This is a genomic window from Diaminobutyricibacter sp. McL0608 (assembly GCF_039613825.1).
In the GTDB taxonomy this organism is placed as follows: domain Bacteria; phylum Actinomycetota; class Actinomycetes; order Actinomycetales; family Microbacteriaceae; genus Diaminobutyricibacter.
This window is the reverse complement of sequence record NZ_CP154826.1, coordinates 3,753,853-3,776,923: the sequence shown is the minus strand read 5'-3', so window position 1 is coordinate 3,776,923 and position 23,071 is coordinate 3,753,853. Positions and strand designations below refer to the sequence as shown.

The 23,071-nt window shown below is 67.8% G+C and carries 29 protein-coding genes; 15 read left to right on the top strand and 14 right to left on the bottom strand.

The window, feature by feature from the left end:
* Positions 1-67 precede the first annotated feature (67 nt).
* Together AAYO93_RS17990 and AAYO93_RS17985 are read left to right on the top strand one after the other, a co-directional pair.
* Positions 68-412 (top strand): VOC family protein, encoded by a 345-nt coding sequence (locus AAYO93_RS17990; protein WP_345762553.1) that lies wholly within the window; start codon positions 68-70, stop codon positions 410-412.
* The gene (locus AAYO93_RS17985; RefSeq protein WP_345762552.1) at positions 409-762 is read left to right on the top strand and encodes an MmcQ/YjbR family DNA-binding protein; all 354 of its coding nucleotides are present in this window, start codon (positions 409-411) and stop codon (positions 760-762) included. Before AAYO93_RS17990 ends, AAYO93_RS17985 begins: the two co-directional genes overlap by 4 nt.
* Before the next feature lie 36 nt (positions 763-798).
* Here the strand turns inward: AAYO93_RS17985 and AAYO93_RS17980 are convergent, their stop codons facing one another.
* From AAYO93_RS17980 to AAYO93_RS17970, 3 genes are read right to left on the bottom strand one after another with little or no spacing between them, the layout of a single operon-like run.
* A complete protein-coding gene (locus AAYO93_RS17980) occupies positions 799-1,773 on the bottom strand; it encodes an NAD(P)-dependent alcohol dehydrogenase (protein ID WP_345762550.1) in 975 nt (324 codons plus the stop codon).
* A 2-nt stretch (positions 1,774-1,775) separates the two neighbouring features.
* On the bottom strand, positions 1,776-2,000 hold the full coding sequence (locus tag AAYO93_RS17975; RefSeq protein WP_345762549.1) for a helix-turn-helix transcriptional regulator: 225 nt from the start codon (positions 1,998-2,000) through the stop codon (positions 1,776-1,778).
* Positions 1,994-2,422, bottom strand: coding sequence for a hypothetical protein (locus tag AAYO93_RS17970; RefSeq protein WP_345762548.1), 429 nt, complete (start codon positions 2,420-2,422; stop codon positions 1,994-1,996). Before AAYO93_RS17970 ends, AAYO93_RS17975 begins: the two co-directional genes overlap by 7 nt.
* Before the next feature lie 113 nt (positions 2,423-2,535).
* Here AAYO93_RS17970 and AAYO93_RS17965 point away from each other — a divergent pair, with 113 nt between their 5' ends.
* Entirely contained in the window at positions 2,536-3,219 is a 684-nt protein-coding gene (locus AAYO93_RS17965; protein ID WP_345762547.1) for a TOPRIM nucleotidyl transferase/hydrolase domain-containing protein, read from the top strand.
* 34 nt (positions 3,220-3,253) lie between these two features.
* On the opposite strand, the gene AAYO93_RS17960 is transcribed toward AAYO93_RS17965, so the two are convergent.
* The 3 genes from AAYO93_RS17960 to AAYO93_RS17950 all read right to left on the bottom strand — a co-directional run bounded on the left by AAYO93_RS17960 (position 3,254) and on the right by AAYO93_RS17950 (position 4,382).
* The gene (locus tag AAYO93_RS17960; RefSeq protein ID WP_345762546.1) at positions 3,254-3,511 is read right to left on the bottom strand and encodes a DUF6458 family protein; all 258 of its coding nucleotides are present in this window, start codon (positions 3,509-3,511) and stop codon (positions 3,254-3,256) included.
* 110 nt (positions 3,512-3,621) lie between these two features.
* Entirely contained in the window at positions 3,622-3,948 is a 327-nt protein-coding gene (trxA, locus tag AAYO93_RS17955; RefSeq protein WP_345762545.1) for a thioredoxin, read from the bottom strand.
* Positions 3,948-4,382: a MerR family transcriptional regulator gene (locus AAYO93_RS17950; RefSeq protein WP_345762544.1), complete on the bottom strand. Its 435-nt coding sequence runs from the start codon at positions 4,380-4,382 to the stop codon at positions 3,948-3,950. The genes trxA and AAYO93_RS17950 overlap by 1 nt, the downstream gene beginning before the upstream one ends.
* Before the next feature lie 80 nt (positions 4,383-4,462).
* Here AAYO93_RS17950 and AAYO93_RS17945 point away from each other — a divergent pair, with 80 nt between their 5' ends.
* Both AAYO93_RS17945 and AAYO93_RS17940 read left to right on the top strand, forming a co-directional pair.
* Positions 4,463-5,392: an aldo/keto reductase gene (locus tag AAYO93_RS17945; protein WP_345762543.1), complete on the top strand. Its 930-nt coding sequence runs from the start codon at positions 4,463-4,465 to the stop codon at positions 5,390-5,392.
* 136 nt (positions 5,393-5,528) lie between these two features.
* Positions 5,529-6,944 carry a pyridoxal phosphate-dependent decarboxylase family protein gene (locus AAYO93_RS17940; protein ID WP_345762542.1) on the top strand — a complete coding sequence of 472 codons (1,416 nt, stop codon included), beginning with the start codon at positions 5,529-5,531 and terminating at the stop codon, positions 6,942-6,944.
* 34 nt (positions 6,945-6,978) lie between these two features.
* On the opposite strand, the gene AAYO93_RS17935 is transcribed toward AAYO93_RS17940, so the two are convergent.
* Positions 6,979-7,272, bottom strand: a complete 294-nt coding sequence (locus tag AAYO93_RS17935; RefSeq protein WP_345762541.1) for a putative quinol monooxygenase — start codon at positions 7,270-7,272, stop codon at positions 6,979-6,981.
* A gap of 86 nt (positions 7,273-7,358) precedes the next feature.
* Here AAYO93_RS17935 and AAYO93_RS17930 point away from each other — a divergent pair, with 86 nt between their 5' ends.
* Positions 7,359-8,114, top strand: coding sequence for a 3-oxo-5-alpha-steroid 4-dehydrogenase (locus AAYO93_RS17930; RefSeq protein ID WP_345762540.1), 756 nt, complete (start codon positions 7,359-7,361; stop codon positions 8,112-8,114).
* Positions 8,115-8,197: 83 nt separating this feature from the next.
* Here the strand turns inward: AAYO93_RS17930 and AAYO93_RS17925 are convergent, their stop codons facing one another.
* Positions 8,198-9,106: a 5'-3' exonuclease gene (locus AAYO93_RS17925; protein WP_345764916.1), complete on the bottom strand. Its 909-nt coding sequence runs from the start codon at positions 9,104-9,106 to the stop codon at positions 8,198-8,200.
* A gap of 103 nt (positions 9,107-9,209) precedes the next feature.
* Here AAYO93_RS17925 and AAYO93_RS17920 point away from each other — a divergent pair, with 103 nt between their 5' ends.
* Both AAYO93_RS17920 and AAYO93_RS17915 read left to right on the top strand, forming a co-directional pair.
* Complete coding sequence (locus AAYO93_RS17920) at positions 9,210-9,677, top strand: MarR family winged helix-turn-helix transcriptional regulator (RefSeq protein ID WP_345762539.1); 468 nt, start codon at positions 9,210-9,212, stop codon at positions 9,675-9,677.
* Positions 9,674-11,089 carry an MFS transporter gene (locus AAYO93_RS17915; protein ID WP_345762538.1) on the top strand — a complete coding sequence of 472 codons (1,416 nt, stop codon included), beginning with the start codon at positions 9,674-9,676 and terminating at the stop codon, positions 11,087-11,089. Before AAYO93_RS17920 ends, AAYO93_RS17915 begins: the two co-directional genes overlap by 4 nt.
* 25 nt (positions 11,090-11,114) lie before the next feature.
* Here AAYO93_RS17915 and AAYO93_RS17910 read toward each other — a convergent pair whose 3' ends face one another.
* Positions 11,115-12,128 (bottom strand): DUF2510 domain-containing protein, encoded by a 1,014-nt coding sequence (locus tag AAYO93_RS17910; RefSeq protein WP_345762537.1) that lies wholly within the window; start codon positions 12,126-12,128, stop codon positions 11,115-11,117.
* A gap of 1 nt (position 12,129) precedes the next feature.
* Positions 12,130-12,612, bottom strand: coding sequence for a hypothetical protein (locus AAYO93_RS17905; RefSeq protein ID WP_345762536.1), 483 nt, complete (start codon positions 12,610-12,612; stop codon positions 12,130-12,132).
* A gap of 146 nt (positions 12,613-12,758) precedes the next feature.
* Here AAYO93_RS17905 and AAYO93_RS17900 point away from each other — a divergent pair, with 146 nt between their 5' ends.
* Both AAYO93_RS17900 and AAYO93_RS17895 read left to right on the top strand, forming a co-directional pair.
* A complete protein-coding gene (locus AAYO93_RS17900; protein ID WP_345762535.1) occupies positions 12,759-13,121 on the top strand; it encodes a PLD nuclease N-terminal domain-containing protein in 363 nt (120 codons plus the stop codon).
* A gap of 59 nt (positions 13,122-13,180) precedes the next feature.
* Complete coding sequence (locus AAYO93_RS17895; protein WP_345762534.1) at positions 13,181-13,426, top strand: hypothetical protein; 246 nt, start codon at positions 13,181-13,183, stop codon at positions 13,424-13,426.
* 36 nt (positions 13,427-13,462) lie between these two features.
* Here AAYO93_RS17895 and AAYO93_RS17890 read toward each other — a convergent pair whose 3' ends face one another.
* The gene (locus AAYO93_RS17890; protein ID WP_345762533.1) at positions 13,463-14,050 is read right to left on the bottom strand and encodes a cation transporter; all 588 of its coding nucleotides are present in this window, start codon (positions 14,048-14,050) and stop codon (positions 13,463-13,465) included.
* Between the two features lie 122 nt (positions 14,051-14,172).
* Here AAYO93_RS17890 and AAYO93_RS17885 point away from each other — a divergent pair, with 122 nt between their 5' ends.
* The 4 genes from AAYO93_RS17885 (at position 14,173) to AAYO93_RS17870 (ending at position 17,867) form a co-directional block, all read left to right on the top strand.
* Positions 14,173-15,120, top strand: coding sequence for an SDR family oxidoreductase (locus AAYO93_RS17885; RefSeq protein WP_345762532.1), 948 nt, complete (start codon positions 14,173-14,175; stop codon positions 15,118-15,120).
* A 100-nt stretch (positions 15,121-15,220) separates the two neighbouring features.
* Positions 15,221-16,606, top strand: coding sequence for a ferredoxin reductase family protein (locus AAYO93_RS17880; protein ID WP_345762531.1), 1,386 nt, complete (start codon positions 15,221-15,223; stop codon positions 16,604-16,606).
* Positions 16,603-17,109, top strand: a complete 507-nt coding sequence (locus AAYO93_RS17875; RefSeq protein WP_345762530.1) for an FMN-binding protein — start codon at positions 16,603-16,605, stop codon at positions 17,107-17,109. The genes AAYO93_RS17880 and AAYO93_RS17875 overlap by 4 nt, the downstream gene beginning before the upstream one ends.
* On the top strand, positions 17,106-17,867 hold the full coding sequence (locus tag AAYO93_RS17870; RefSeq protein ID WP_345762529.1) for an FAD:protein FMN transferase: 762 nt from the start codon (positions 17,106-17,108) through the stop codon (positions 17,865-17,867). Before AAYO93_RS17875 ends, AAYO93_RS17870 begins: the two co-directional genes overlap by 4 nt.
* 43 nt (positions 17,868-17,910) lie before the next feature.
* On the opposite strand, the gene AAYO93_RS17865 is transcribed toward AAYO93_RS17870, so the two are convergent.
* Together AAYO93_RS17865 and AAYO93_RS17860 are read right to left on the bottom strand one after the other, a co-directional pair.
* Positions 17,911-18,324: a DUF1772 domain-containing protein gene (locus tag AAYO93_RS17865; protein ID WP_345762528.1), complete on the bottom strand. Its 414-nt coding sequence runs from the start codon at positions 18,322-18,324 to the stop codon at positions 17,911-17,913.
* Positions 18,325-18,515: 191 nt separating this feature from the next.
* On the bottom strand, positions 18,516-20,171 hold the full coding sequence (locus AAYO93_RS17860; protein ID WP_345762527.1) for an alkaline phosphatase family protein: 1,656 nt from the start codon (positions 20,169-20,171) through the stop codon (positions 18,516-18,518).
* Positions 20,172-20,502: 331 nt separating this feature from the next.
* Between AAYO93_RS17860 and AAYO93_RS17855 the strand changes: the two genes are divergently transcribed.
* A complete protein-coding gene (locus tag AAYO93_RS17855) occupies positions 20,503-21,738 on the top strand; it encodes a hypothetical protein (protein ID WP_345762526.1) in 1,236 nt (411 codons plus the stop codon).
* Between the two features lie 54 nt (positions 21,739-21,792).
* On the opposite strand, the gene AAYO93_RS17850 is transcribed toward AAYO93_RS17855, so the two are convergent.
* A complete protein-coding gene (locus tag AAYO93_RS17850) occupies positions 21,793-22,974 on the bottom strand; it encodes an alkaline phosphatase family protein (protein WP_345762525.1) in 1,182 nt (393 codons plus the stop codon).
* Between the last annotated feature and the right edge of the window lie 97 nt (positions 22,975-23,071).

The window sequence follows — 23,071 nt, the reverse complement described above, 5'->3', positions numbered from 1 at the left end:
ACCGAGTCACGCCCCCGATTCCGCCCCGGCCCTATGCAGCGTCGGTGGCTGGCCGTACAGTTCCAGCATGAATCGTGTCGACTATTTCGAAATTGGTTCACCCGACCCAGAGGCCTCGAAGGCGTTCTACGCCGGCCTATTCGACTGGGAGATCGGGCCGCCGTCACCTGCCGCTTACAGCATGGTCGAGGGCGAAGCGGGCGGCCTGTGGGACACCAGCGCGATGGGTGCGGGCAACTGGGCGATCTTCTACGTTCACGTCGACGACGTGAACGAAGCACTTGCCAGGGCTGTCGACCTCGGCGCCGAGGTGGCCGTGCCGTTCGTCGACAACGGCCAGATCGAATTCGCCCATCTGATCGACCCGCAAGGCAACCGCTTCGGCATCTGGCGCCCGAAGGGTGAGGGGTGAGGCTCGACGATCTGACGGCATTCATCCGTGACCTCAACGGTGCCGAGGAGACCTACCCTTTCGGTCCGGAGGCCCGCGTCTTCAAGGTCGCGGGCAAGGTGTTCGCTATCGACAGCACACCCGTCGGCGGAGAGTCGATCACCGTGAAGGCCCTGCCCGAGAACGTTCCCCGCCTGATCCAGAGCGTGGAAGGGATCGGCCCCGGCTACCACATGAACAAGAAGCATTGGGTGACCGTGCGACTCGACGGGTCCGTGGAGTTCGATCATGTGTGCGAGCTGGTCGCGGAGTCTCACGCGATCATCGTCTCGGCACTGCCCAAGCGCATCCGGATGGGATTGGACGGCTAGCTGTAGCTCGTCCGGCTCACGGCTAGCTGCTCCGGCTCACGGGACCGTGACGACGAGTTTGCCGGCAACGTGACCATCGGCCAGACGGCGTACGGCGTCGGCCGCGTGGGCGAGCGGGAACGTCTGCTCGACCTGCGGCGTGATGGCGCCCGCCTGGGCGCGTTCCGCCAGGTATTCGAGATCGGCGGAGTCGCCCCGCGCGAGCATCCCTCGAAGGGTCTGCCCGACGAACGGCGCGACGACCCCGGCCTTCAGGTTGCGGGAGATTCCACCGAGCAGCGCGCCGCCGCCCTCACCTCCGACGAGGACCAGGGTGCCGCCCGGAGCGAGAGCACGGCGCAGGATGCTCAGCGGACGGTTGCCGGCCGTGTCGACGATGAGGTCGAAGCGCGCGCCCTTGCTGTCGACCTCATCCCGTGTGTAGTCGATGACCTCCTCGGCGCCGAGTGAAGCGACGAGTGCGGTCTTGGCCGGGCCGCACACTCCGGTCACGTGCGCGCCGAAGTCGACGGCGAGCTGCACGGCGAACGATCCGACACCTCCTCCGGCCCCGATGACGAGCACCCTCTGCCCGGCCTTCACGGACCCTCGGTCGCGGAGCGCCTGCAGCGCCGTCACGCCCGAGGTCGGCATGGCGGCCGCCTCGACGAAGGTGAGCCGCGCGGGTTTCAGCGCGAGCCGGTCCGGTCGTGCGACGGCGAATTCTGCGAACGACCCGGCGGACATGCCGAAGATCTCGTCGCCGGGCGTGAAGCGGGTAACAGCGGCTCCGACCGCCTCGACGACGCCCGCCACATCCGAACCACGGACCTCCGTTTTCGGCGCGCGCATCCCGAAGCCTGCCGCTCGGATGAGGTAGGGCTTGCCTTCCATGATGTGCCACACGCTCGGGTCGACGCCGGCGGCCCGCCCGCCGATGAGCACCTCATCGTCTCCGATCGCCGGCCGGTCGATGTCGGCGAGTGCGAGCTCGTCGGCCGATCCGTAGCGGTGCTGGACTATCGCCTTCATGATCAGGCTCTTTCTGTCGGGTATTGGAACGCCTCGTCGAGCGGCACACCGAAGGTCAGGGCGATCTGGAAGGCCAGTTCGAGCGACGGCGAATAGCGGCCCTGTTCGATGGCGATCACGGTCTGCCTGGTCACTCCGATGCGGTGCGCGAGCTCCGCCTGGGTCATCTCACCGTGACGGAAGCGGAGGGCGCGGATCGTGTTGGTGACCCTCGTCGGTTTCACCATGTCGGCATCCCCCGGCGGTACGCGACGATCTTGACGATCGATCCCAGGATCGCGGAGAGCACGAAGCCCAGGTAGAGGATGTTCGCGATCCAGAAGTAGTCGGCTCGGATCATAGCGAGGATGAGCGCGCCGGCGGCCCCGGCGATCAGGACCCAGCGACCGGTGTATTCGCCGTACCGGCCGATCTCGCGATCGCGGGTGTCCTTCTTGCCGGTGTCGCGCGGTGTGAAGAACGACCACAGGATGGTGAGCACGATGGACGCGAGGATGGAGCCCCCGATCGCCCACAGCATCGTGGGCACGTAGTCGACCGTGGTCAGCGGTGCGCCGGATGCCTGACTGAGCACCACTGCGACGTAGATCGCGTAGACGGCAGTGGCGACCACCACCATCACCCACGCGCTTCTCTCTTCGGATGACATCGCTGAGCCTCGCTCCATGTAAAAGTATGTTGACATTCAGAGAGTAAGCCTGTTTTGACATCATGTCAAGAAAACTAGACATTACGATGATCGCGCCGGAGTACGCTGAGGACATGACGGATGCGGTCCAGCTGGCACGCGCCGTCGCCGCAACCAGGGACATCCGCACGGTCGTCCTGGTCGAGGGGGTCAGCGACCAGGTCGCGATCGAGACGCTCGCAGGCCGGCGCGGTCGCGATCTCGGGCGCGAAGGCGCGGCGATCGTGCCGATGGGCGGGGCGATGAGCATCGCGCGCTTCCTCCGGGAGTTCGGCCCGCAGGGACTCGACCTGCGCCTCGCCGGCCTCTGCGACGCGGGTGAGGCGCGCTTCTTCGAGCACGCGCTCGAGAACGCAGGCCTCGTTGGCGAGGGGCCAGAGCGCGCAGGCCACGAGCGCGCCAGCACGGACCGCGCCGGCCACGAGCGCGCCAGCACGGACCGCGCCGGCGACGCGGTCGATCGCCAGCGGATGGAGTCCCTCGGCTTCTACGTGTGCGTCGCCGACCTCGAGGACGAACTCATCCGCTCCCTCGGCACCGACCGCGTCGAAGCGATCATCGTCGAACAGGGCGATCTCGGCGCGCTGCGGACATTCCAGCAGCAGCCGTTCCAGCGCGACCGCACGCCGCAGCAGCAGTTCCGGCGGTTCATGGGCGTGCGCAGCGGGCGGAAGGCCCACTACTCACGCGCGCTCGTCGAGGGCCTCGACCTCCAGAAGGTGCCGAGGCCGCTCGACCTGCTACTCGAACGGATCTGACCCGACAGACCCGTCGAGTGTGCCAGGCGGTGCGTCAGACGACCGGGTCGTCCGAACTGCTCACCTGACGCTCGACGCGCTCGCCGGTGACCGGGTCCACGCCGGAGCGGGAGGAGACGACAGAGCTGCGACGACGTGAAATCAGAACGATTCCGAGAATGACCATGATGATGCCGGCTGCCATCAGGATGTAGCCGACAAGGTCGAGGTTGATCCAGCTGACCTGCACATTCACCGCGAACGCGAGGATCGCTCCGATCACGAAGAGCACAATTCCGGTTCCCAGGCTCATGACGAGCCTCCTTCCAGTCGCCGGCGCAGGGTCGCGCCGGTTCGGCCGCAACCGACCCACCGACCGTACGCTCCGAAGTGACCGGCGCGGACCCCCCTTGACTGGATGCTCTACCCGAGGTAAGGAGCGAGTTCTGCCTTGATCGCCGCCGACGGTTTCGCGCCGACGAGGGTCTTCACGACCTCGCCGCCCTTGAACACCTTCATCGTCGGGATGGACAGGACGCGGTAGCGCTCGGCGACTTCCGGGTTGTCGTCGGAGTTGATCTTCACGATACGGAACCCGGGATGCTGCTCCTGGGCGAGCTGTTCGAGGACCGGCGTCACGGCGCGGCACGGCCCGCACCATTCCGCCCAGAACTCCACGAGCGTCGTGTCGTCGGAGGCGAGCACTTCTGCATCGAAGGTCTCGGTCGAGACGGAGGGAATGGTGGACATCAGAGTTCCTCTTTCCTGTCGGAGTGAAAGCCGGTGGGGGCGGCCGGCGTCGCGGCGGCGGTGAACTCGCAGAGCGGCCGTGCGCGGCTCGACGCGTCGACGATGAGCTCGGCGAGCGCGCGACGCCGCGACTGCAGCTCTGCGATGCGGGTGTCGAGGGCGGCGATCGTCGCGCGGTAGGCCGCGACAGATTCGGCGCAGTCGTCGGCGCGTTCGTTGCCGGCGACGAGGCAGTCGAGGAACGGCCGGGTCTGCTCTGCGCCGATCCCGAGTGTTCGGAGCGACTGGATCTCACGCACCAGTTCGACGTGCCATTGATCGTAGTCGCGGTAGCCGTTCGAGAGCCTGCCGACCTCGAACAGCCCGAGCGACTCGTAGTAGCGCACCGTCTTCGTCGACACTCCAGCGCCGCGTGCGACCTCACCGATCCTCACCGGGATCACCTCCTTCTTCGACGATAAACCTTGTCCACAGGGGAAAGGTCAAGCGCGGAGAAATCCGGGATGATTGATGGATGAAGACCACGACGCTTCCCCAGACTGACCTGAATGCTTCGAACATCATCCTCGGGTTGATGAGGATCTCGGAGCTCGGCGACGAGGAGATCCGCACTCTCGTCGGCGCCGCGCGCGACGCCGGCATCAACTATTTCGACCATGCCGACATCTACGGCACGGAGCGCCACCAGTGCGAACGCAGGTTCGGCGAATCGGTGACCTTCAGCCCGGCAGAACGTGAGGCCGTCATCATCCAGTCGAAGGTGGGCATCCGCGACGGGTACTTCGACTTCTCGAAGGAGCACATCCTCAGCAGCGTCGACGAGTCGCTCGCGGCGCTGAACACCGACTATCTCGACGTGCTGCTGCTGCACCGTCCCGACACGCTGGTCGAGCCCGCTGAGGTCGCAGAGGCGTTCGATGCGCTCCACGCCGCGGGCAAGGTGCGCAACTTCGGCGTCTCGAACCAGACACCCGGCCAGGTCGAACTCCTGAAGCGGTGGGTTCGCCAGCCGCTCGCGATCAACCAGGTTCAGCTGAGCATCACGCACTCACCGATCATCGCCCAGGGGATCGCAGGCAACATGATCGGCCTCGACCAGTCGATCGACCGCGACAACGGCATCCTCGACTACAGCCGGCTCAACGACATCACCCTGCAGGCCTGGTCGCCGTTCCAGAAGGCGTTCTTCGATGGCGTGTTCCTGGGCGACCGCGAGGCCTATCCCGAGCTCAACCTGGTGATCGACGAGCTCGCCGCTGCCTACGACGTCGCGCCGGCGGCGATCGCTGTGGCCTGGATCACGCGGCACCCTGCGAACATGCAGGTCGTGCTGGGGACGACGAAGGTCGCACACCTGCTCGACTCGGTCGACGGGTCGCAGCTCCCGCTCACGCGTCAGGAATGGTACCGGCTCTTCACTGCGGCGGGTCACATCCTTCCATAGGTTTATTGCGTTGACCCTGCTTGTGGCGCAACTATGGTGCGTCGCAAGCAGGTTTCGAGACCGAATTATGCGTAGCGGCCTCCGATATGGGAGCCTGTCGTAGCCGCCGCTGCGGTGCACAGGCGAAAGGATGCTCATGGGACGACATGACGACACCGGTGACGGGTCCGAGGCCGCGGCCCCGGGACCGAGACGGATGCACGCGGTCTCGACCGAGACGGAGAGCCTCGTCGACCTGGTACTCGACTACTCCCGCCGGCGCATCCTGAGCAGCGACACCCCGCTCGACCGGCCCCAGGCCGAATACGAACTCCGGCGGCTCGCAGGCAACACGATCGTAGAAGAGGGCATCGGGGCGACCCGGGCTCTCGAGCTCTTCGAGAACGTGCTGGCTCCCGCCTGCATCACGACCGACCATCCGCAGTACCTGTCCTTCATCCCGACGGCGCCCACGAAGGCCGCGACCGCCTTCGACCTCGTCGTCTCGGCCAGCGCTGTCTACGGCGGCTCCTGGCTCGAAGGGTCGGGTGCCGTCTTCGCAGAGAACGAGGTGCTCGCCTGGCTGGCCGGCGAGTTCGGGCTGCCGGCCGGAGCCGGCGGAGTGTTCGTGCAGGGAGGCACGCTCGGCAACCTGTCGGCACTGGTCGCCGCCCGCGAGCACGCCCGCGCCCGAGCAGAAACGGACGGTCTCGGGCGACCGGATCGGTGGAAGGTGGTCTGCAGCGCCGAGGCGCACTCGTCGATCGCATCGGCCGCGCGGGTCATGGACATCGAGGTCGTCCCGGTCGCGCCGGGTGACGGCGGCGCTCTTGCGGGAGGCGCTGTCCGTGAGGCGCTCGCCGAGCACGGCGCCTCAGTCTTCGCCGTCGTCGCGACGGCGGGCTCGACGAACTTCGGCATCGTCGACGACCTCGCATCCATCGCCGCCCTCAAGGACGAGTTCGACTTCTGGCTGCACGTCGACGGCGCCTACGGGCTTGCCGGCATGCTCTCCCCGCTGGCGCGCCACCATTTCGCGGGAGTCGAACGGGCCGACTCGGTCATCGTCGACCCGCACAAGTGGTTGTTCGCCCCGTTCGACGCCTGCGCCCTCATCTACGCCGACCCCGAAACGGGCCGGCGCGCCCACACGCAGCACGCCGAGTACCTCGACACCCTGACCGAGACGACCGAGTGGAGCCCGTCGGACTACGCGGCTCACCTCACCCGCCGCGCTCGTGGCCTCCCGCTGTGGTTCTCGCTCGCGACCTACGGAGAGAAGGCGTATCGCGACGCGATCAGCGCATCCATTCAGCTTGCGCGCGATATCGCCGATGAGATCGACCGGCGCGACGGGCTGAGCCTGGTGCGTCAGCCGCAGCTGTCCGTCGTCGTCTTCGAACGCGATGGCTGGACCCGGGCGGACTATGCTGCCTGGTCGGCACGGCTGCTCGACGAGCAGCGGGCCTTCGTCACGCCGAGCTCGCACCAGGGGCGCCCTAACACCCGGTTCGCGATCGTCAACCCGATGACGACATTCGACCAGCTGACAGGAATCCTCGACACGATGTGAGGTCGCGCCGGTCGTCCGGTCGCCGGTCGGTCGTCTACTCGGCGGCGTCGAAGAGCTCGACGACGCGCGACTCGAGCAGCGGCACGATACTGTCGAGCACCAGCCGCTTGAAATGCGGTGTAGTGCGGTGGTCCTCGAACGCCGCACGGGAGACGTAGCGTTCGAGCAGCACCACCTGGCGCGGGTCGGCGACGAGCGCGCAGACATCGAACGCGAGGTTCCCCGGTTCGGTGCGCGCAGCCGCTGCGAGTTCGCGCAACAGTGTGTGCACCTGTTCCTCGTTGCCCGGCTTGACGGTGTACCGGGCGATCACCTGAACTTCGGTCACGGTGCAGCCCCTTTCCTCGGATGCGCATCCACCCTACGACCGTCGGTCGCTCCCGGGCCGGGGAGCCCGCTCATTAGACTGCGGGCATGCCCGCCGAGAGCCCGTACCGCTGGTTCGTGTACCTCGAGATCGCGCTCGCCGTGGTCACCTTCATCGGCCTCTGTTTCATCGTCGCCCCTTACGGACGGCACGGCCGCGGCGGGTGGGGGCCGACCGTGCCGGCGCGCGTCGGCTGGCTGATCATGGAGAGCCCCGCATCCCTCCTGTTCCTCCTCTTCTACCTGTTCGGCGCGCACCGGGCGGAGCTGGTCCCGCTCGTGTTCCTTCTGCTCTGGCAGGTGCACTACGTGCAGCGGGCGTTCGTCTACCCGTTGCTGATGCGCGGCGGCGGCAGGATGCCCGTGTCGGTCATGGGGATGGCCATCGTCTTCAACGTGCTCAACACCTGGGTCAACGCGCGCTGGATCTCCGAATACGGCACCTATCCGACTTCGTGGCTCGCCGACCCGCGCTTCATTGTCGGGCTCGTCGTCTTCATTGGCGGCTTCTCGCTCAACCTCGGTTCGGACCGCATCCTCCGTCGTCTACGCCGGTCGGGTGCGACCGGGTACCGCATCCCTTTCGGCGGCGGCTACCGGTTCGTGTCCAGCCCGAACTACCTCGGCGAGATCGTCGAATGGACCGGATGGGCGATCGCGACCTGGTCGCTGGCCGGCTTCTCGTTCGCGCTCTACACGTTCGCCAACCTGGCGCCCCGCGCGATGGCCAACCATCGCTGGTACCGGGACACGTTCGACGACTACCCGCCCGACCGAAAGGCCCTCATTCCCTTCGTCGTGTGAGCTGGGCCGGGCGCAGCAACTGCCGAGCACAGGAAAACGCGGACTATGCGGCGCTCAAAGCGGGACTTTTCCTGTGCTCGGCGTCAGTTTCCGAGGGCGCGGAGGGCTCGCTCGAGAGAACCGCCGAGCCCGTAGCGCTCGCCGAGAGCGTGGGCGGCAGCAAGGGCGGCCGCGTCGAGGGGGCGGATGCTCGCGTCGAACTCATCGAACGTGATGTCCCGGGCGACCTCCACGACGCGCGGCGCGACCGCGAGGTAATCGGATGCCCCGCGCAACCGCCCGCGCACAGCCGGCGACAGCGGGACGTCGTCATCGTCCGCGGCCTCGATGATCCCCTCGAGATCGCCGAATTCGCGGAGCAGCCCGGCGGCGGTCTTCTCGCCGACCCCCGCTACGCCGGGGAGCCCGTCGGACGGGTCGCCGCGCATCACGGCGAAGTCCGCGTACTGCCGCGAAGTGATCCCGTACTTCTTTTCGACGACGGCGTCGGTCACGACTTCGAGGTTGCTCATCCCTTTCGCCGTCGAGATGAGCCGCACGTCGCTGGCGTCATCGACGAGCTGCAGAAGGTCGCGGTCGCTGGTGACGATGTCTACGGGGACGGTCGCCTGGGTCGCGAGACTTCCGATCACATCGTCCGCCTCGTAGCCCGGGGCGCCGACGATCGCGATACCGAGTGTGCCGAGGAGTTCGCGGATGAGCGGCACCTGGGCGACCAGCAGCTCGGGCACTTCTTCAACATCCACGCCGCCGGGCACGGCCTGTGCGACGCGATGCGCCTTGTAGCTCGGGAGGAGGTCGACGCGCCAGCCCGGGCGCCAGTTGTCATCCCAGCAGGCGACGAGCTGGGCCGGTACGTAGTCGGTGACGAGTCTCGCGATGATGTCGAGCAGCCCGCGCACGGCGTTGACGGGACTGCCGTCGGGTGCGCGAACGGTGTCGGGCACGCCGTAGAACCCGCGAAAGTAGAGGGCCGCAGTATCGAGGAGCATCAGTCGCCCGGTCACATCTCCGATCATGGCACGCGGGCGGCGCAAACCATCGGATGTTCAGCCAACTGTTCAGTTGCCTGAATAGTTTGGTAGAGTTTCAGCCATGACCCCACGCACGCAGCTCGCAACCGACGGCGTGAGCCTCCTCGCGACGCACGAGCTCGCCGGCGATCTCCGGGTCGCGCTCGGCGGCCTGATGCGCCGTCTCCGCCAGGAGGCCACCATCGGCGACTTCACCCGGTCGCAGCTCTCGGCGCTCGGCCGCCTGGAACGCGGGGGACCTGCGACCCTCAGCGACCTGGCCCGCGCCGAAGGTGTGCGGCCTCAGTCGATGGCGGCGACCGTGGCGGTGCTCGAGGAGGCCGGCCTGGTCTCGCGCACCCCCGACGAGCGCGACGGACGCAAATCCGTCCTGCACCTCACCGACGAAGCACGAGAACTGTTCGCAACGGGTCGTCTCGCCCGCGAGGACTGGCTGTTCCGCGCCATCCGCACCCGGCTCACCGACGACGAACAGGCCGCTCTCGCCTCGAGCGTCGAGCTGATCCGGCGGCTCGCGGAGACGCCATGACCGTGGGCAAGACCACGGAGGCCGCCACTGAACCGGTCGGGGACGCGGCCGGGCGCAAACCGTTCCCGTGGACGTTCACCGCGCCGCTGCTGCTCGGCTCGACGCTGAATCCGATCAACAGCTCGATGATCGCGACGGGGCTCGTGGGCATCGGCGTCGACTTCCACTCGGGGCCGGGCACGACCGCATCCCTCATCTCCGTGCTCTATCTCTGCAGCGCCGTGATGCAGCCGACGATGGGCAAGCTGTCCACCCTGTTCGGGCCGCGCCGGGTGTTCCTGGCGGGCATCCTGATCCTGTTCGCCGGCGGCGTGATCGGCACCCTGGCACCCGCGTTCGGGTTCCTGCTGCTGTCCCGCGCTCTCATCGGAGTCGGAACATCGGCCGCCTACCCGACGGCGATGGCGATGGTCCGCCGGCGGGCCGACAGTGTCGGGATGGGCGTGCCGAGCCGCGTGCTCGGCAACTTCTCGATCGCAGCGCAGGTCACCGCCGTCTTCGGGCTGCCGCTCGGTGGCATCCTCGCGGGCGCCTTCGGATGGCGCGCCCTGTTCGCGGTCAACATCCCGCTCGCCCTCATCACCTTCGTCGCCACGCTGCTCGGCGTCGCGCGGGACACCCCGCTCCCCCGCCGTGACCGCGGCGGCCTGCTGACCTCGCTCGACCTCCCCGGCATCCTGCTGTTCGCCGGCACGATCGTCTCCCTGCTCCTCTTCCTCTCGGGTCTCTCCGCCCCGAACTGGTGGCTGCTCGGCGCGATCGTCGTGCTCGCCGCGGCGCTGTTCCTCTGGGAGCGCCGCGCGTCGCGCCCGCTCATCGACGTGCGGATGCTCGCCCGCAACCGTCCGCTGCAACGCACCTACCTGCGCCAGACCCTCGTCGCCCTGGGGATCTACGCGACCCTGTACGGGACGAGCCAGTGGATGGAGCAGAGCGCGCACCTGAGCGCGTCGGCGGTCGGCCTCATCCTGCTTCCGCTCTTCGGCCTCAGCATCGTGATCGCGAGGGTGGTGTCTGCGCGCGGCTGGGTGCGCTGGCCGCTGATCCTCGCCTCCGTCGCGATGGTGCTGAGTTCGGCCGTGATGCTGCTGATCACGAGCGACTCGAGCGTGTATGTGCTCATCGGCATGTCACTGCTGCTCGGCTTCACCAACGGGTTCAGTGGATTCGCGAACCAGGCGACCCTGTACGTCCAGACCCCCGCCGACGAGATCGCGGTCGCCTCCGGGCTCTACCGGACCTTCGGGTACATCGGTGCGATCTTCTCGTCGAGCCTCATCGGGATCACGTTCGGCCAGGCCGCGACCGACAGTGGACTGCACGCTCTCGCGTGGGTGCTCGGTGGGCTCGGAGTCGCGGTGCTCGTTCTCACAGTGCTCGACCGGAGCATCCCGACCGTCGCCGGGAAGTAGCGCTATCGGATCGCCCGGGCCCCGGTCACTCCAGGTAGATCGTGTTGTCGGTGCTTCGCCAGAGGACTGCGAGCCTGTTCGTCGCATCCCCGATGAGCAGGGCGGCGTTGGCCCTGTCCGGCGAGATCGCGTATTCGAGCGTCGTGCCGACGGGGATGAATCCGATGGGCCGGCAGTCAGCGGTGAAGACGCGCCCGTCGGCAGGGTCGACCTGTAGCGACGGCCAGGTCCCTGCCGCCCTCTTCGCTGCGACGAGCCCCTGCGACACCGGCTGGATGTCCCAGCTCATCAGGTCCTGTTCCTGGCGGTCCGCGGTCTTCGCGAGAGTGCTGGACGGAAACGGAAGCGGGAGGTCTGTCAGTCGGCAGCCGACCGCCTGGGCTGAGGCGGTCGTCACCGCGACGCCGTTGTAGGAATTGAGCACGGTGTCGGGCAACGGCGTCTTCGGCTGGCGGCCGAGCGGATTGAGCGTTCCCGGCTGCGGCTGTGCCCCGATCGTCGGGTCGGTGGTCGCGTGGGGAAGGAACGCCGCGGCGAAGCTCAGCACCATGACGATGGTGCCGATCGAGCCGAAGACGATGCCGAGGACCGGCAGCACGCGCGCAGTGGCACGGCCCTGGCGCCGATGGTTGATCGCCCGCACCCCATTGATGATGGCCAGAATGCCGGAGGTCGAGACGATGAACGTGGCCGAGTTGTGGATGAGCACGCTGACCGTCAGGAAGAGCGACAGCGCGCCCAGGCCGAAGGACCACCAGGCGAGTGAGTTGTTCGTCGGCCGGTGCACGAACTGCTGGGGCTGGTAACCGGGCTGGCCGGGGTAGGCGACCTCGCCGGGGTAGGCGGGCTGAACGGGCGCGGCAGGCTGCGCGGATTGAGCGGGAGGGAGCAGGTAGGTCGGCTGGACGACCGGAGGAGGCGGGGCCGCATCCCGAACGTGCTCGGTCCACGCGTCGCCGTTCCACCAGCGCAGACCGTCGGCCCGAAGGGGGTCCGCGTACCAGCCCGGCACGATCAGCGACTTCGTCTCGTCTGCCATCTCAGAAGACGAAATGCCAGTTGGCGAGCGCGATGAGGATGAGCACGACGAAGGCCACGTAGCCGGTGACCACGATGCTCAGTGTCACAATGCCGGTGACGCGGGCACGTCCGCGATAGAGGATGAGCGTGGCGAGCGCAGGCGCGAGGCCCACCAGCCAGGGGGCGCTGAGGCCCGCGATCAGGACGAGCTTCGGCCCGATGAGACCGATGACGAGCCCGATGGCGCCCGACCACACCCACCGGTACCCGGTGCGGTTGAACGCCCAGCCGAGCAGGCCGAGCGTTCCGGCCATGAGGACCGTCTGGCCGAGCTGGAAGAACGGGCTCCAGGCAAGGTCCATGATCGGCACCGCGTAGAGCACGACAACAGTGACCCAGCCTTCGAGGGCCAGGATCGCGTAGACGGCGAGGGCATGGAGCCACGGCCGGGAACCTGCGACGGGGCTGCGCGAGGCGACGTCGTGGTCCGCTGCGTCCGTCATTCTTCCCCACGTCGGCCGTTGGTGAGTGTCTACGATGACCCTAGGGCGCTCCCCATCGCATCCGCCGTCCCCACTTCGTGGGACGCATGCGCCAGGCAGCATGTTCATGCTTCTGCTATGCGCCGCCGATCAATAGGCTGTGCGGCATGGCTGTGCTTCCCATCCTCGTTCTGCTCATCATGATCGGTGCCCTGATCGACATCATCCTGCGGTCGGAATGGCAGGTGAAACACATCCACAAGTTCGGGTGGATCCTGCTGGTGATCTTCCTGCCCCTCATCGGGAGCGTCCTATGGTTCACACTCGGGCGCGAATATCCGGCACCGGCCCCGCGCACGCACACGGGCGGTGGACGCCATCACGGCCAGGCGCACCCGACCGGGTTCGAGCGTCCGAAGTCGACCGAGGAGCAGCTCGCCGAACTGGATCGCGAGATCGAGTTCTACCGTCAGCAGGAGCGCCTGAAGGAGAACGGCAACGAACTCGACGGCAACCGCGATCCGGCGTAGCCGTCAACAGCACGCCGAATTCACTTTTCTTCCGGTGTAGTCGGTGGGACAGTGAAGTCATGGCGAAGACAACGATTGAGAAGGCGGCCGGGTTCAACCCGATCGCGACCCTTCATGACATGGGATTCCGAAGCGAGCAGGCGTATGCGGCCGGGTTCGCGTCGATCATCCTCTCGATACTCGCGTGGCTGGTCTCGCGCGGCAAGCGGGATGAGCGCGCTCAGGCCGATCGGTGGGGCATCTTCATCGGGCACTGGGCTCCCACGTTCTTCGCGATCGGGATAGCCCTCAAGCACGAGGAGTAGTCGCGGCACCTGGGTCGCGGGCGAAGCGCGCGCGGTTCAGTCGCGGAAGATGTGCACGGCCTCGCGGATGGCGTAGTAGACGATGACGAGACCGGCGAGCGGGTCGGCCCACCACCATCCGAATGCGTAGTCCAGCTCGAGGCCCGCGAGCACGGCGGTGGCGAGGATGCCGTCGATCAACGTCACTCGACCTTCGGTGAGCAGCACCGGATTGTGCAGCGCCCGCCCGACGCGCCATTTGCCGGCCGCGAGCGAGAACATCACGACAGCTGTCGCGCCGGTCCACCAGATCCCGCCCGGTCCCGGCACCGGCCGGTGGGCCGTGACCAGCGCGACGGCCGACTGCACGAGCAGGTAGGCCGCGAGGGCGAGGAACGCCCAGCCGATGAGCCGCAGAGCGACTCGCTGACGGGCAGCGTCGGTGCCGGTGAGCTCCCAGATGACGACGGTGCTGGCGCCGATCTCGATCAGGCTGTCGAGTCCGAAGCCGGCCAGTGCGACAGAGGTGCTCTGCAGCACGAGTACGAGCAGCACCACCACGCCGACGACGTTCCACGCGAGCGTGATCGCCTCCAGGCCGATGCCGGCCGCGCGGAGCTGTCGCACACGTGCCGCGTCGGTCATCACGCATCCATTCTCGGGCACCGGCAGGCCTGCGCAGGCGTACCCTGAACGCAGGAAGTCACAACAGAGACGGCCGCCCCTCGTGAGCAGCGCGCCCCGCACGTTCCGATGGGGAGATCGCGATGGCAGAGAACACTCCCGGCCCGATGGCCGGCAAGACAGTCCTGGTCACAGGCGGCACGGGCGGCATCGGCCGCGCGACGGCCCTCGGACTTGCGGCGCTCGGCGCTCGCGTCGGGATCACTGGGCGGGATGCGCGACGCACCGCTTCGGCGGCCGCAGCGATCGCGAGCGAGGCGGCGGCCGCATCCGCCGGCGCTGCTGGACGCACCGCATCCGCCGCGACCGAGGGCACCGCATCCGCCGGGACCGTGGGCACCGCATCCGTCGACGCCTTCCCGGCCGACATGTCGTCGCAGGCCGAAGTACGCAGGCTCGCGACCGCAGTGCTGGAGGCGTACCCCCGACTGGATGTCCTGGTCAACAACGTGGGCGGCTTCTGGGCCACCCGTCACGCCACCGCCGACGGGCTCGAGCACACATATGCGGTCAATGTGCTCGCTCCCTTCCTCCTCACCGAGTTGCTGCTCGATCGCTTGAAGGCGAGCGCTCCCGCCCGCATCGTGACCGTGTCGTCGGGTGCGCAGAGGATGGGACGGATCGCCTTCGACGACCTGCAGGGCCAGCGCGACTATTCCGGGCAGACGGCGTACAACCAGTCGAAGCTGGCGGACATCCTGTTCACCTTCGAGCTCGCCAGGCGGCTGAAAGGAACCGGCGTGACCGCGAACACCCTGCATCCGGGTCTGGTCCGCACGTCGTTCGCCGCCGAGGATTCGTCCACCGCCTGGAAGGTCATGATCCCGCTGCTGAAGCCGTTCATGAAGTCTCCGGCGCGTGGCGCTGAGACGTCGATCTACCTCGCCTCCTCGCCCGAGGTCGATGGTGTCTCCGGCGTCTACTTCTCGGGCCGCAAACCGGCCACCGTGAACCCGATCGCCAACGACACCTCGGCGGCCACGCGACTCTGGGCGGCCAACGCGCAACTCGTCGGCTTGACGGATCCTTAAGAATTCCTAAGGAAACCTGCAGCCCACGTCCGGTTCGACACAGAATCCTGCTAGGTAGCGGCTGGGATGATCAGCCACGGGACCTCGGAAGAGGCGGCGGATGGGAGCTGCGAGAGTGAGCGTGATTGCGAGTCCGCGCCGCGTGAGCGTCCGCCAGCCGAGCGCTCGCGCGCAGCGTCGCCATTCGGCGTTCGTCCGGATCGTCCTGGTGGCCGGCGGAATCGTCGTGCTCTGGATGTGGTGGGCGGGCATCCCGTCGACGGCCGCGGCGACCCCATCCGTGCTGATCACCTCGTTCGGTGAACTGGTCGGCATGGTCGCCGCCTACCTGGTGTGCGCACAGGTGCTGCTCATCGCGCGCATCCCCTGGTTCGAACGCGCGGTCGGGCTCGACAAGCTGGTCCTCTGGCACCGCACGCTCGGCACGACTGTCGTGCTGCTGGTCGTCACCCACATCGGCCTGATGCTGCTGGGAAGCGAGGTCGTCGACCGGTCGATGCCCTGGTCGGAGCTCATCTCGTTCCTGCAGAACTACCCGGACATGCTCGCGGCGATCGTCGGCGCCGCCGCGTTCATCGCGGTCGGGCTCAGCAGCGCGCGGCTGCTGCGCGCCCGGCTCTCCTACGAAGTCTGGTACTGGCTGCACCTCACCACCTACGTCGCGATCTTCCTCACCTTCCTGCACCAGCTCAGCGCCGGAAGCCACTTCATCGCGAGCCCGGCCAACCGGGCGGTCTGGCTCCTCCTCTATCTGGGGACGGCATCTGCAGTGCTCACCTGGCGTTTCATCCTGCCGACCCTGGATGCGTGGCGTCACCGGATGCGCGTGGAATCGATCGTCCGCGAGAACGCGGGCACCACGAGCGTGTGGTTCAGGGGCCCGCACCTCGACGAGCTCGGGGTGCGCGCAGGGAACTTCCTGCTCTTCCGTTTCCTCTCCTGGGGTCATCTGCTCACCGCACATCCGTATTCGGTGTCGCGTGTGCCCTCCGAGGGGCGTCTGCGCATCACCGTCGGCGCTCTCGGCAACCATTCGGCGTTGCTGCGCGAACTCGCACCGGGCACGCTCGTCTTCGTCGAAGGGCCGTTCGGCCACTTCACGGCAGACCGGGCGAGCCGGGACCGCATCCTGCTCGTCGCCGGGGGTGCGGGGATCGGTCCGATCCGGGCGCTCGCCGAAGAGCTGACGGCGCGAGGAATGATGCCCGTGCTGATCTACCGGGCGCATTCGGCCGCGGACCTTGCGCTCCTCGGCGAGCTGCAGTCGATGCCGGGCCTCACGGTGCTCCCCGTGGTGGGGCGGCGCAGCGAACTGGGCTGGGACCCCCTGTCGCCCGAAGGCCTCGCTTCGATGATCCGCGACCTCCACAACTGGGAGGCCTTCCTCTGCGGACCCGAGGGGATGATGCTGACCGTCGAGGCGTCGCTGCGCGCCCTGCAGGTGCCCAAGCGCTTCATCCACCGAGAAGAACTGAGCATGTCATGAGACGCAACAAGTGGAGGGGCACGATCCTCTTCGTGGTCATCCTGACGGTGATGGGGGTGACGGTCGGGCTCCGCCTCTACGGGTCAGGCGAGGCGACGACCGCGTCGTCGCACGTGGTTGCCCTGACGCCGAGTACGAGCCCGAGCGCGACGCCGACGCCCTCCGCGAGCTCGACGTCGACCGTTGCGCCATCCGCATCGCCGACCGCGTCGGCTCCGGCTGCCGCGGCGGCGCCGAGGACCGTGAATGGGGACGTCGAGCAGACGCCGTTCGGTCCGATCCAGGTGCAGCTGACCTACACCGGAACGCACATCACGGCGGTCACCGAACTGCAGTCGCCGAACGACCGGGGACGCAGCGTCGAGATCAACCAGCAGGCCGGGCCGATCCTGGAACAGGAGGTGCTCTCGTCGCAGTCGGCGAAGATCGACACCGTCTCCGGCGCGACGTACACGTCGGACGGCTACGCCCAGTCGGTCCAGTCGGCCATCGACAAGTCGTGAGGTTCGTCGAGACCGTGATGGGCATCCCGATGTCCATCGACATCAGGGCAGCGGATGCGGATGCGGGCGCATCGGCGGATGCTGCGGCCGCCGCGTTCGCAATGATGGCCGACGCGGACCGGCGCTTCAGCGTGTACCGCGACGACAGCGAAGTCTCGCTGGTCAACCGGGGGCTCATCGGCGAGAGCGCGTTCAGCGACGAGCTGCGCGAGGTGCTCGAGATCGGTGAGGCCTTTCGTGTGGCGTCAGGTGGTGCGTTCAGGGTGCGCGCATCCGATGGCCGCCTCGACACCGACGGGGTCGTGAAAGGGTGGGCGGCGTCTCGGGCCGCGGGCGTTCTCCTATCCTGCGGCGTGAGCGACTTCTGTCTGAACGCGGGAGGCGATGTCGTGGTCGGCGGGTCGCCGGGTGATGGGGCCGCGTGGAACGTCGGCATCCGGTCGCCGTCGGATCCCGCCCGGATGTTGGCGGTGCTGTCCGTGACGGACTGTGCGGTCGCCACCTCAGGCGCATACGAGCGCGGCCGGCACATCGTGGATGGTCGCACGGGACTGCCCGCGACCGGCCTCACGAGCGCAACCGTCGTCGCGGACGACCTGACGACCGCGGATGTGCTCGCCACCTCTGTCTTCGCGCTCGGCCCCGACGGCGTCGGCTGGGCGATGGCTCAGGGCGCCACGGGAGTGCTGGCTCTCACCGACGCCGGCGCGCCGCTCGCAGCCGGCACGCTCCCCTTCGCCCGCCCGCGTCGCGACTGACCTCGTTCGCCGAGTCGTCGCCGTGACGTCCGGATTCGGCCGGCTACAGCCGCGTCGCCGCGAACAGGATCAGGAGGGCGAACGCGATCACGGACGCCCAGCAGCGGATGGTGTCGAGGCGTTCCCACAGTCGCACGCGGGAGGTCCAGTCGGCCGGGGGCGCATCCGGGTCCCACTCGATGGCGGCGCTGTTGATCGGCACGGTTCCGCCGAACGTCACGCACGCCCACACCAGAAGTGCGGCGACCGCCGTCCAGGCGAGCCAGACGCGGCCGCCTCCGCCCGCGAAGACGGCGACAAGTATGCACAGGATCAGCGACGGGATGAACAGCGACGGTACGAGAACGCGGAGGCGGAGGATCAGCCCCTGCCGCATCCGGATGTGCGATGGGTCGTCGAGCGCGGACAGCGCACCGCGCAGGCCGTAGCGCACGACGAACTCTTCGCCGGCCAGCAAGCCGACGAAGAACAGCGAAATCGCGAGCAGAACCGTCTCTATGCGATCACAGTACCGCCCCGGTTTCGTCGAGTCGTCACGAACTGACCTGTTTCGGCGACGGGGTAGGTGGGTTACTGCCGACTCGCAGCCGGCGCCGACGAGTGTGGCGCCGCACCTCCCCCGAGGATGCGGCGACACAGCTGTTCGGCTCAGTGCGCGGGCAGTTCTTTCGTGCCTTCGATGCGCACCGCCTGGAGGGCGCGGGGGTTGAGCCCGAGCTCCTCGAGGATGGTCGGGGCGATCTGGGTCGTCTCGACCTGCTTCGTCACCGTGCGGTGCTCGCGGTCGCCGGGCTCGGAGACGACGATCGGCACCGAGCGGTCGTCCGCCGCTGCGCCGCCGTGCTCAGCGATCTTCGAGGTGCCCCCGGTGTACACGACACCGGTCTGCACGAGTCCGAAGATGTCCGGGATGCGCGAATCGGCCTTCGAGGTTCCGAAGTAGTGCGCCACCTCGCTGCCGGCGTAGACCGTGGCGAGCCCGGAGGACGAGACGGTCGTGGCCGTGCCGCTCACGGTGTTGGCGCCCGCGGAGTGAGCCAGTAGGTAGCTCTTCGCGAACTGGGCGGCCGCCTGCGTGTGGTCGGAGAGCCAGAGCTGCATCACGTCGTCGTCCGTCGAGAAGGCGACGAGGTCGGCCGCTCCCGGGTGCGTCGCCGCCCAGGCCGCATTGAGCCCGGAGATGATCGCGCCGTCCGGCACGCGCCGCAGGGCCGAAGCGTCGGTCGGGGACTGGCCGTGCTTCGCGGACAGGATGATGGTCGTGTCGTCCGCGTTGCCCGTGGTTTTCAGCGCCGACTCGAACGAGCCGACCGACGCGTCGATGAAGCCGAGCGCCTTGGCCAGCAGCGGTCCGGGAACGGTGCCGCCCGCGAGGTAGCCGCCGGTGAGGCCGTCGGAGGTCGGCAGCTTCTCGGCGGTCGACACGGACTGGAAGTTCAGGCCGAAGATCGCGGGGACTCTGGCTGCCTTCGTGCCCGAGTGGTCCTTGCCGTTGATCTCGTTGACGACAGCCTGCACCTTGTAGCCGTCGTACTGGATGGTCGCAGCGTTGTCCGTCGTCCAGTCACCGGTGAACGGTGCGAACGACTGGCTGTTGATCTCCGGGGTGAAGAGGTCGTCGACGCCCTTGCCCGACGGGCCGTTGAGGATCTCGTACGCGGGGTGCTTGTCGGACCATGCGGTCGTCAGGCCGGCGCTCTTCGCGACCTCGAACACGGTGTTCACCTTGATGTACTGGTGCGGATACACCGGTTTGCAGGTCTTCGGGTCCACCGGAAGGGCGGCGGGGTTGAGCAGGCTGACCGGCTTGCCGGTCATCGAGAGGATGCTGCCCGGGAGGCCCGCGAGACCCTGGCCGGCGTCGAGCGCGTTGGTGTCGATGTCGGCGGCCTCCGTGTAGGCGACTTCGGCGCCCGGTTTCGCGGTCGAGCAGTCGGTCGTGCCGGCGGGGAGCAGTGCCCGGTTGAACGTGTCGTCGTAGTACACGCCCGTCGTTCCGGGGTTGCCGCCGGTCACCTGCGCGACAAGGCCCGGGAACGAGTCGGACGGCACCGGGGTCTGCGCCCGCGTGTAGCTGGTGCCGTGGTCGACGAGCGAGGCGAGTGCCGAGCCCGGATGCGTCGAGACATACCAGTCGAGGTCCTTCTGGTGAAGTCCGTCGACGGAGATCAGGAGGACGTGCTTCGAAGGGCTGCCGTGGTTCTTGAATCCGTCGGCCATCGCCGGCGCGACACCCGCCCCTGCCAGTAGTACTGCGCCGAGCGCGGCCGCTGTGGCCGTGCCCGCTATGCGTCTGGTCTTCACCGTCATTTTCCTTTCCGCGATGCCCCCCGGCTGGGGGCGGAATCGTCCGCTCACATTGTTGCGAGAGCGAGGCCCGCTGAGGCGGCCGCAACGAAGTGCTCGACGAACGTTCACGCGGGGTTCATCGGTCGGGGGGTGTTTCTCTGAAAACACACAGGCGGCTGCAATGCTCCTGCGAGTTTCCAGAGATATGCGTTCGTATGGGCATTTCGATGTGACATACCGGTAACGAACGCATAACATCGGATGGGTGTCCCGACGGTTGGTTGGTTTTCGTCGGGCCTGAGAATCGACGTGATCCGACTGTTCGCGTCATTGCGAAAGGTACTGTGTGACGCGCTCGATCACGTTCGGGGGGGACCCGCAGCAGTCGGCACCCCTCGCGCCTGTCGAGTCGAACCCTCCCACAGACCAGATCTTCACGTCGCGTCGCGCCCGTCGCGAATTCGAACGGGCCGCCACCGGCGCCGTCGATGCGATCGTCCCCGCCTCGCCGATCGACTGGGCTGCCCCGATCGAAGTCGCTGCTCCGGTCGCGCCCGCTGCCCCCGCGGCACCGCTCGCGCCCGCTGCCCCCGCGGCACCGCTCGCGCCCGCTGCCCCCGCGGCGCTGATCGCGCCCGTAGCGCCGCTCGCGCCCGCTGAGCCGCTCGAATCCGCTGACCCGATCGCGACCGTCGTACCTGTCGAGCATCCCGCCGCCCCGACCGTGAGCGCTGACGCAGCCGAGGCCGTCGCACGTCGCACCCGCCCGGTGAGACGACCGCCGCTTGCCCCGACGAAGAACCTCCACGCTCATCGCGCCCGTGGGGCCGAACTGTCCGCGCGCGCTCGTGTTCGGCGCACCTGGGCGAAGATCGGTGTCGTGCTGGCGGCGAGCGGGCTGATGGGAACGGCCGCCCTACCCGCCTATGCCGCGCCTTCGGATGCATCGCTGCAGAGCTCGGCGAACGTCGCCGTCCAGACTCTCGCCGGCGGTGGCGCAGCAGGTCCCACCGCCACGCGTGACGGCTACACCGTGATGGAGAATCCGCTGCTGCTCGACTCGACGACCGGTGTGACCGTCTCACCGACCGTGCAGGCGCTCGCCCAGAAGCTGATGACCGCGGTGGCGCAGGGCAGGCTGACCGGTTCGGTTCCCAACCACATCCCCGAGATCCAGTACCTCGCCGAAGGCCGGGTCGTTCCCAACTGCGGCATCGACTATCGCGTGCTGCAGACGATCGACGTGGCGCTCAAGACCTTCACGACCGTCGGCGTCAGCGACATCAACCGGCGCTGCACCGGGCAGATCGAGGGCGCGGGCAGCGCATCCTCGCACTACGCCAATGGTGGCGGCCACGCGGTCGACTTCTTCCTGCTCGACGGTCAGTCGCTCTCCGGGGGAGACGCACAATCGGTGAAGCTGATCCAGGCGCTCGACCCGATCGTGCCATCGCAGACGAATGTCGGCCAGTCCGAGTGCCGCTCCTCATTGAGCCTCGCGAACTTCGTGGCGTTCGACGACACCTGCAATCACCTGCACATCGACTTCGGCAACGCGCAGGGCACGACGCTCAAGGACTGACCCGGTTCGACGGTCCCCACAGGGCAGCTCGTCGAGCCTCGTCCGGTCGCAGCCTCACGGCGTGGGCGGCGGCTTCGGCGGGTTCTTGTTGACCTTGCCGTCGGTCGGCGCGGGCAGCGAACTCCCGTCGAGCGTGACCAGTGGCGGCAGCGGGGTGTTGAGCGACCCCGGCCAGGGCTGCGGTGCCACCGGCTTCGGCGTGGGCGAAGGTGCGGTCGGTTGAACGATGGCGGTGCCCGGCGCCGGCGGAACGGGTCGGCTGAGCGACGCATCCACGTGGTGCGCGAGGGATGGCGCGCTGTCGACCCGCTCGACGCCCATCGGCCCGAGCCCGAGCAGTTCGATGATCGTCTTCGGGATGGACGCGTGCGAATGCCACTCCGGGTCGATCGCCTGCTCGACGGCCCCGCCGAACATGATCAGCGGGATGCGCGAGCCGCCGATGACCTGGAATCCGTCGGGGTGGAGCGCATCCGGAGCCGTCTCGATGGACGGCGTCGGCACGGAATCCGCGTAGCCACCCCAGTCGTCCCAGGTCAGGATGAACGTCGTCTCGTCCCAACCGCCACCGTCGATCACCGCTTGCACGCGCTGCCACACCAGATCGTGTCCCTTCGTGATGTAGTCGGGTGCGCTGACGGCAGGCGGATGCTCGTCATAGCCCAAGGGCGACCACACGTAGCACACCTGTGGCAGCGTGCCGCCCTTGGCCATCGGGATGAACTGGGTGGGCGGGTGCACATTGCCGTTGCCCGGCGCCTGCGTCAGCGTCGTGTAGAACTTGACCGGATACCCGCTCTGGTCGGGGAACGCACCCCACGAGACTCCGGCGGCCTCGGCGACGGAGAAGATCGACGGCAGGTTCCAGACCGGGTGCGCGCCGACGAATGGCGGGTTCTTGAGCGTCGGCATCTGGCCGCCGATGGCGAGCATGTGACCGGGGGTCGAGTTCGATCCGGGCCCGAACTGGTGGTCCGCGAACACGAACTGCTTGGCCAGCCAGCTGTAGAACGGGATGAGAAGGTCGTTGTCGAGCTGGGCGACCTCTGCGGGGTAATCGCCCATCGAGTAGTGCACCCACGCGTTCCGGTCGTGCGGCTGGTCGAAGTTGGGGGCCGCCGTCAGGAGTTTTCCGTTGTTCGCGACGGCCGCGCCCCAGGCGGCCATCGTCGGAAAGTAGAAGTCCGTCGTCTTGTTCTCCTGGATGAAGACGATCACCCGTTTCGTTGCTGCCATGTTCTCGATGCAAGCACCACCCACCGGCAAAAGACAGGGTCGATGGGTGAACAATCGGAGTGAGCGGGATGAGGGGAGGCCTGGATGCCGACGAGCG

What these genes read in the sequence shown, in the direction of transcription:
- AAYO93_RS17990 (WP_345762553.1), top strand. Translation starts at nt 68, where the DNA reads ATGAATCGTGTCGACTATTTCGAAATTGGTTCACCCGACCCAGAGGCC.
- AAYO93_RS17980 (WP_345762550.1), bottom strand. Translation starts at nt 1,773, where the DNA reads ATGAAGGCGATAGTCCAGCACCGCTACGGATCGGCCGACGAGCTCGCA.
- AAYO93_RS17975 (WP_345762549.1), bottom strand. Translation starts at nt 2,000, where the DNA reads ATGGTGAAACCGACGAGGGTCACCAACACGATCCGCGCCCTCCGCTTC.
- AAYO93_RS17970 (WP_345762548.1), bottom strand. Translation starts at nt 2,422, where the DNA reads ATGTCATCCGAAGAGAGAAGCGCGTGGGTGATGGTGGTGGTCGCCACT.
- AAYO93_RS17965 (WP_345762547.1), top strand. Translation starts at nt 2,536, where the DNA reads ATGACGGATGCGGTCCAGCTGGCACGCGCCGTCGCCGCAACCAGGGAC.
- AAYO93_RS17960 (WP_345762546.1), bottom strand. Translation starts at nt 3,511, where the DNA reads ATGAGCCTGGGAACCGGAATTGTGCTCTTCGTGATCGGAGCGATCCTC.
- trxA (WP_345762545.1), bottom strand. Translation starts at nt 3,948, where the DNA reads ATGTCCACCATTCCCTCCGTCTCGACCGAGACCTTCGATGCAGAAGTG.
- AAYO93_RS17945 (WP_345762543.1), top strand. Translation starts at nt 4,463, where the DNA reads ATGAAGACCACGACGCTTCCCCAGACTGACCTGAATGCTTCGAACATC.
- AAYO93_RS17940 (WP_345762542.1), top strand. Translation starts at nt 5,529, where the DNA reads ATGGGACGACATGACGACACCGGTGACGGGTCCGAGGCCGCGGCCCCG.
- AAYO93_RS17930 (WP_345762540.1), top strand. Translation starts at nt 7,359, where the DNA reads ATGCCCGCCGAGAGCCCGTACCGCTGGTTCGTGTACCTCGAGATCGCG.
- AAYO93_RS17925 (WP_345764916.1), bottom strand. Translation starts at nt 9,106, where the DNA reads ATGCTCCTCGATACTGCGGCCCTCTACTTTCGCGGGTTCTACGGCGTG.
- AAYO93_RS17920 (WP_345762539.1), top strand. Translation starts at nt 9,210, where the DNA reads ATGACCCCACGCACGCAGCTCGCAACCGACGGCGTGAGCCTCCTCGCG.
- AAYO93_RS17915 (WP_345762538.1), top strand. Translation starts at nt 9,674, where the DNA reads ATGACCGTGGGCAAGACCACGGAGGCCGCCACTGAACCGGTCGGGGAC.
- AAYO93_RS17910 (WP_345762537.1), bottom strand. Translation starts at nt 12,128, where the DNA reads ATGGCAGACGAGACGAAGTCGCTGATCGTGCCGGGCTGGTACGCGGAC.
- AAYO93_RS17905 (WP_345762536.1), bottom strand. Translation starts at nt 12,612, where the DNA reads ATGACGGACGCAGCGGACCACGACGTCGCCTCGCGCAGCCCCGTCGCA.
- AAYO93_RS17900 (WP_345762535.1), top strand. Translation starts at nt 12,759, where the DNA reads ATGGCTGTGCTTCCCATCCTCGTTCTGCTCATCATGATCGGTGCCCTG.
- AAYO93_RS17895 (WP_345762534.1), top strand. Translation starts at nt 13,181, where the DNA reads ATGGCGAAGACAACGATTGAGAAGGCGGCCGGGTTCAACCCGATCGCG.
- AAYO93_RS17890 (WP_345762533.1), bottom strand. Translation starts at nt 14,050, where the DNA reads ATGACCGACGCGGCACGTGTGCGACAGCTCCGCGCGGCCGGCATCGGC.
- AAYO93_RS17885 (WP_345762532.1), top strand. Translation starts at nt 14,173, where the DNA reads ATGGCAGAGAACACTCCCGGCCCGATGGCCGGCAAGACAGTCCTGGTC.
- AAYO93_RS17880 (WP_345762531.1), top strand. Translation starts at nt 15,221, where the DNA reads ATGGGAGCTGCGAGAGTGAGCGTGATTGCGAGTCCGCGCCGCGTGAGC.
- AAYO93_RS17875 (WP_345762530.1), top strand. Translation starts at nt 16,603, where the DNA reads ATGAGACGCAACAAGTGGAGGGGCACGATCCTCTTCGTGGTCATCCTG.
- AAYO93_RS17850 (WP_345762525.1), bottom strand. Translation starts at nt 22,974, where the DNA reads ATGGCAGCAACGAAACGGGTGATCGTCTTCATCCAGGAGAACAAGACG.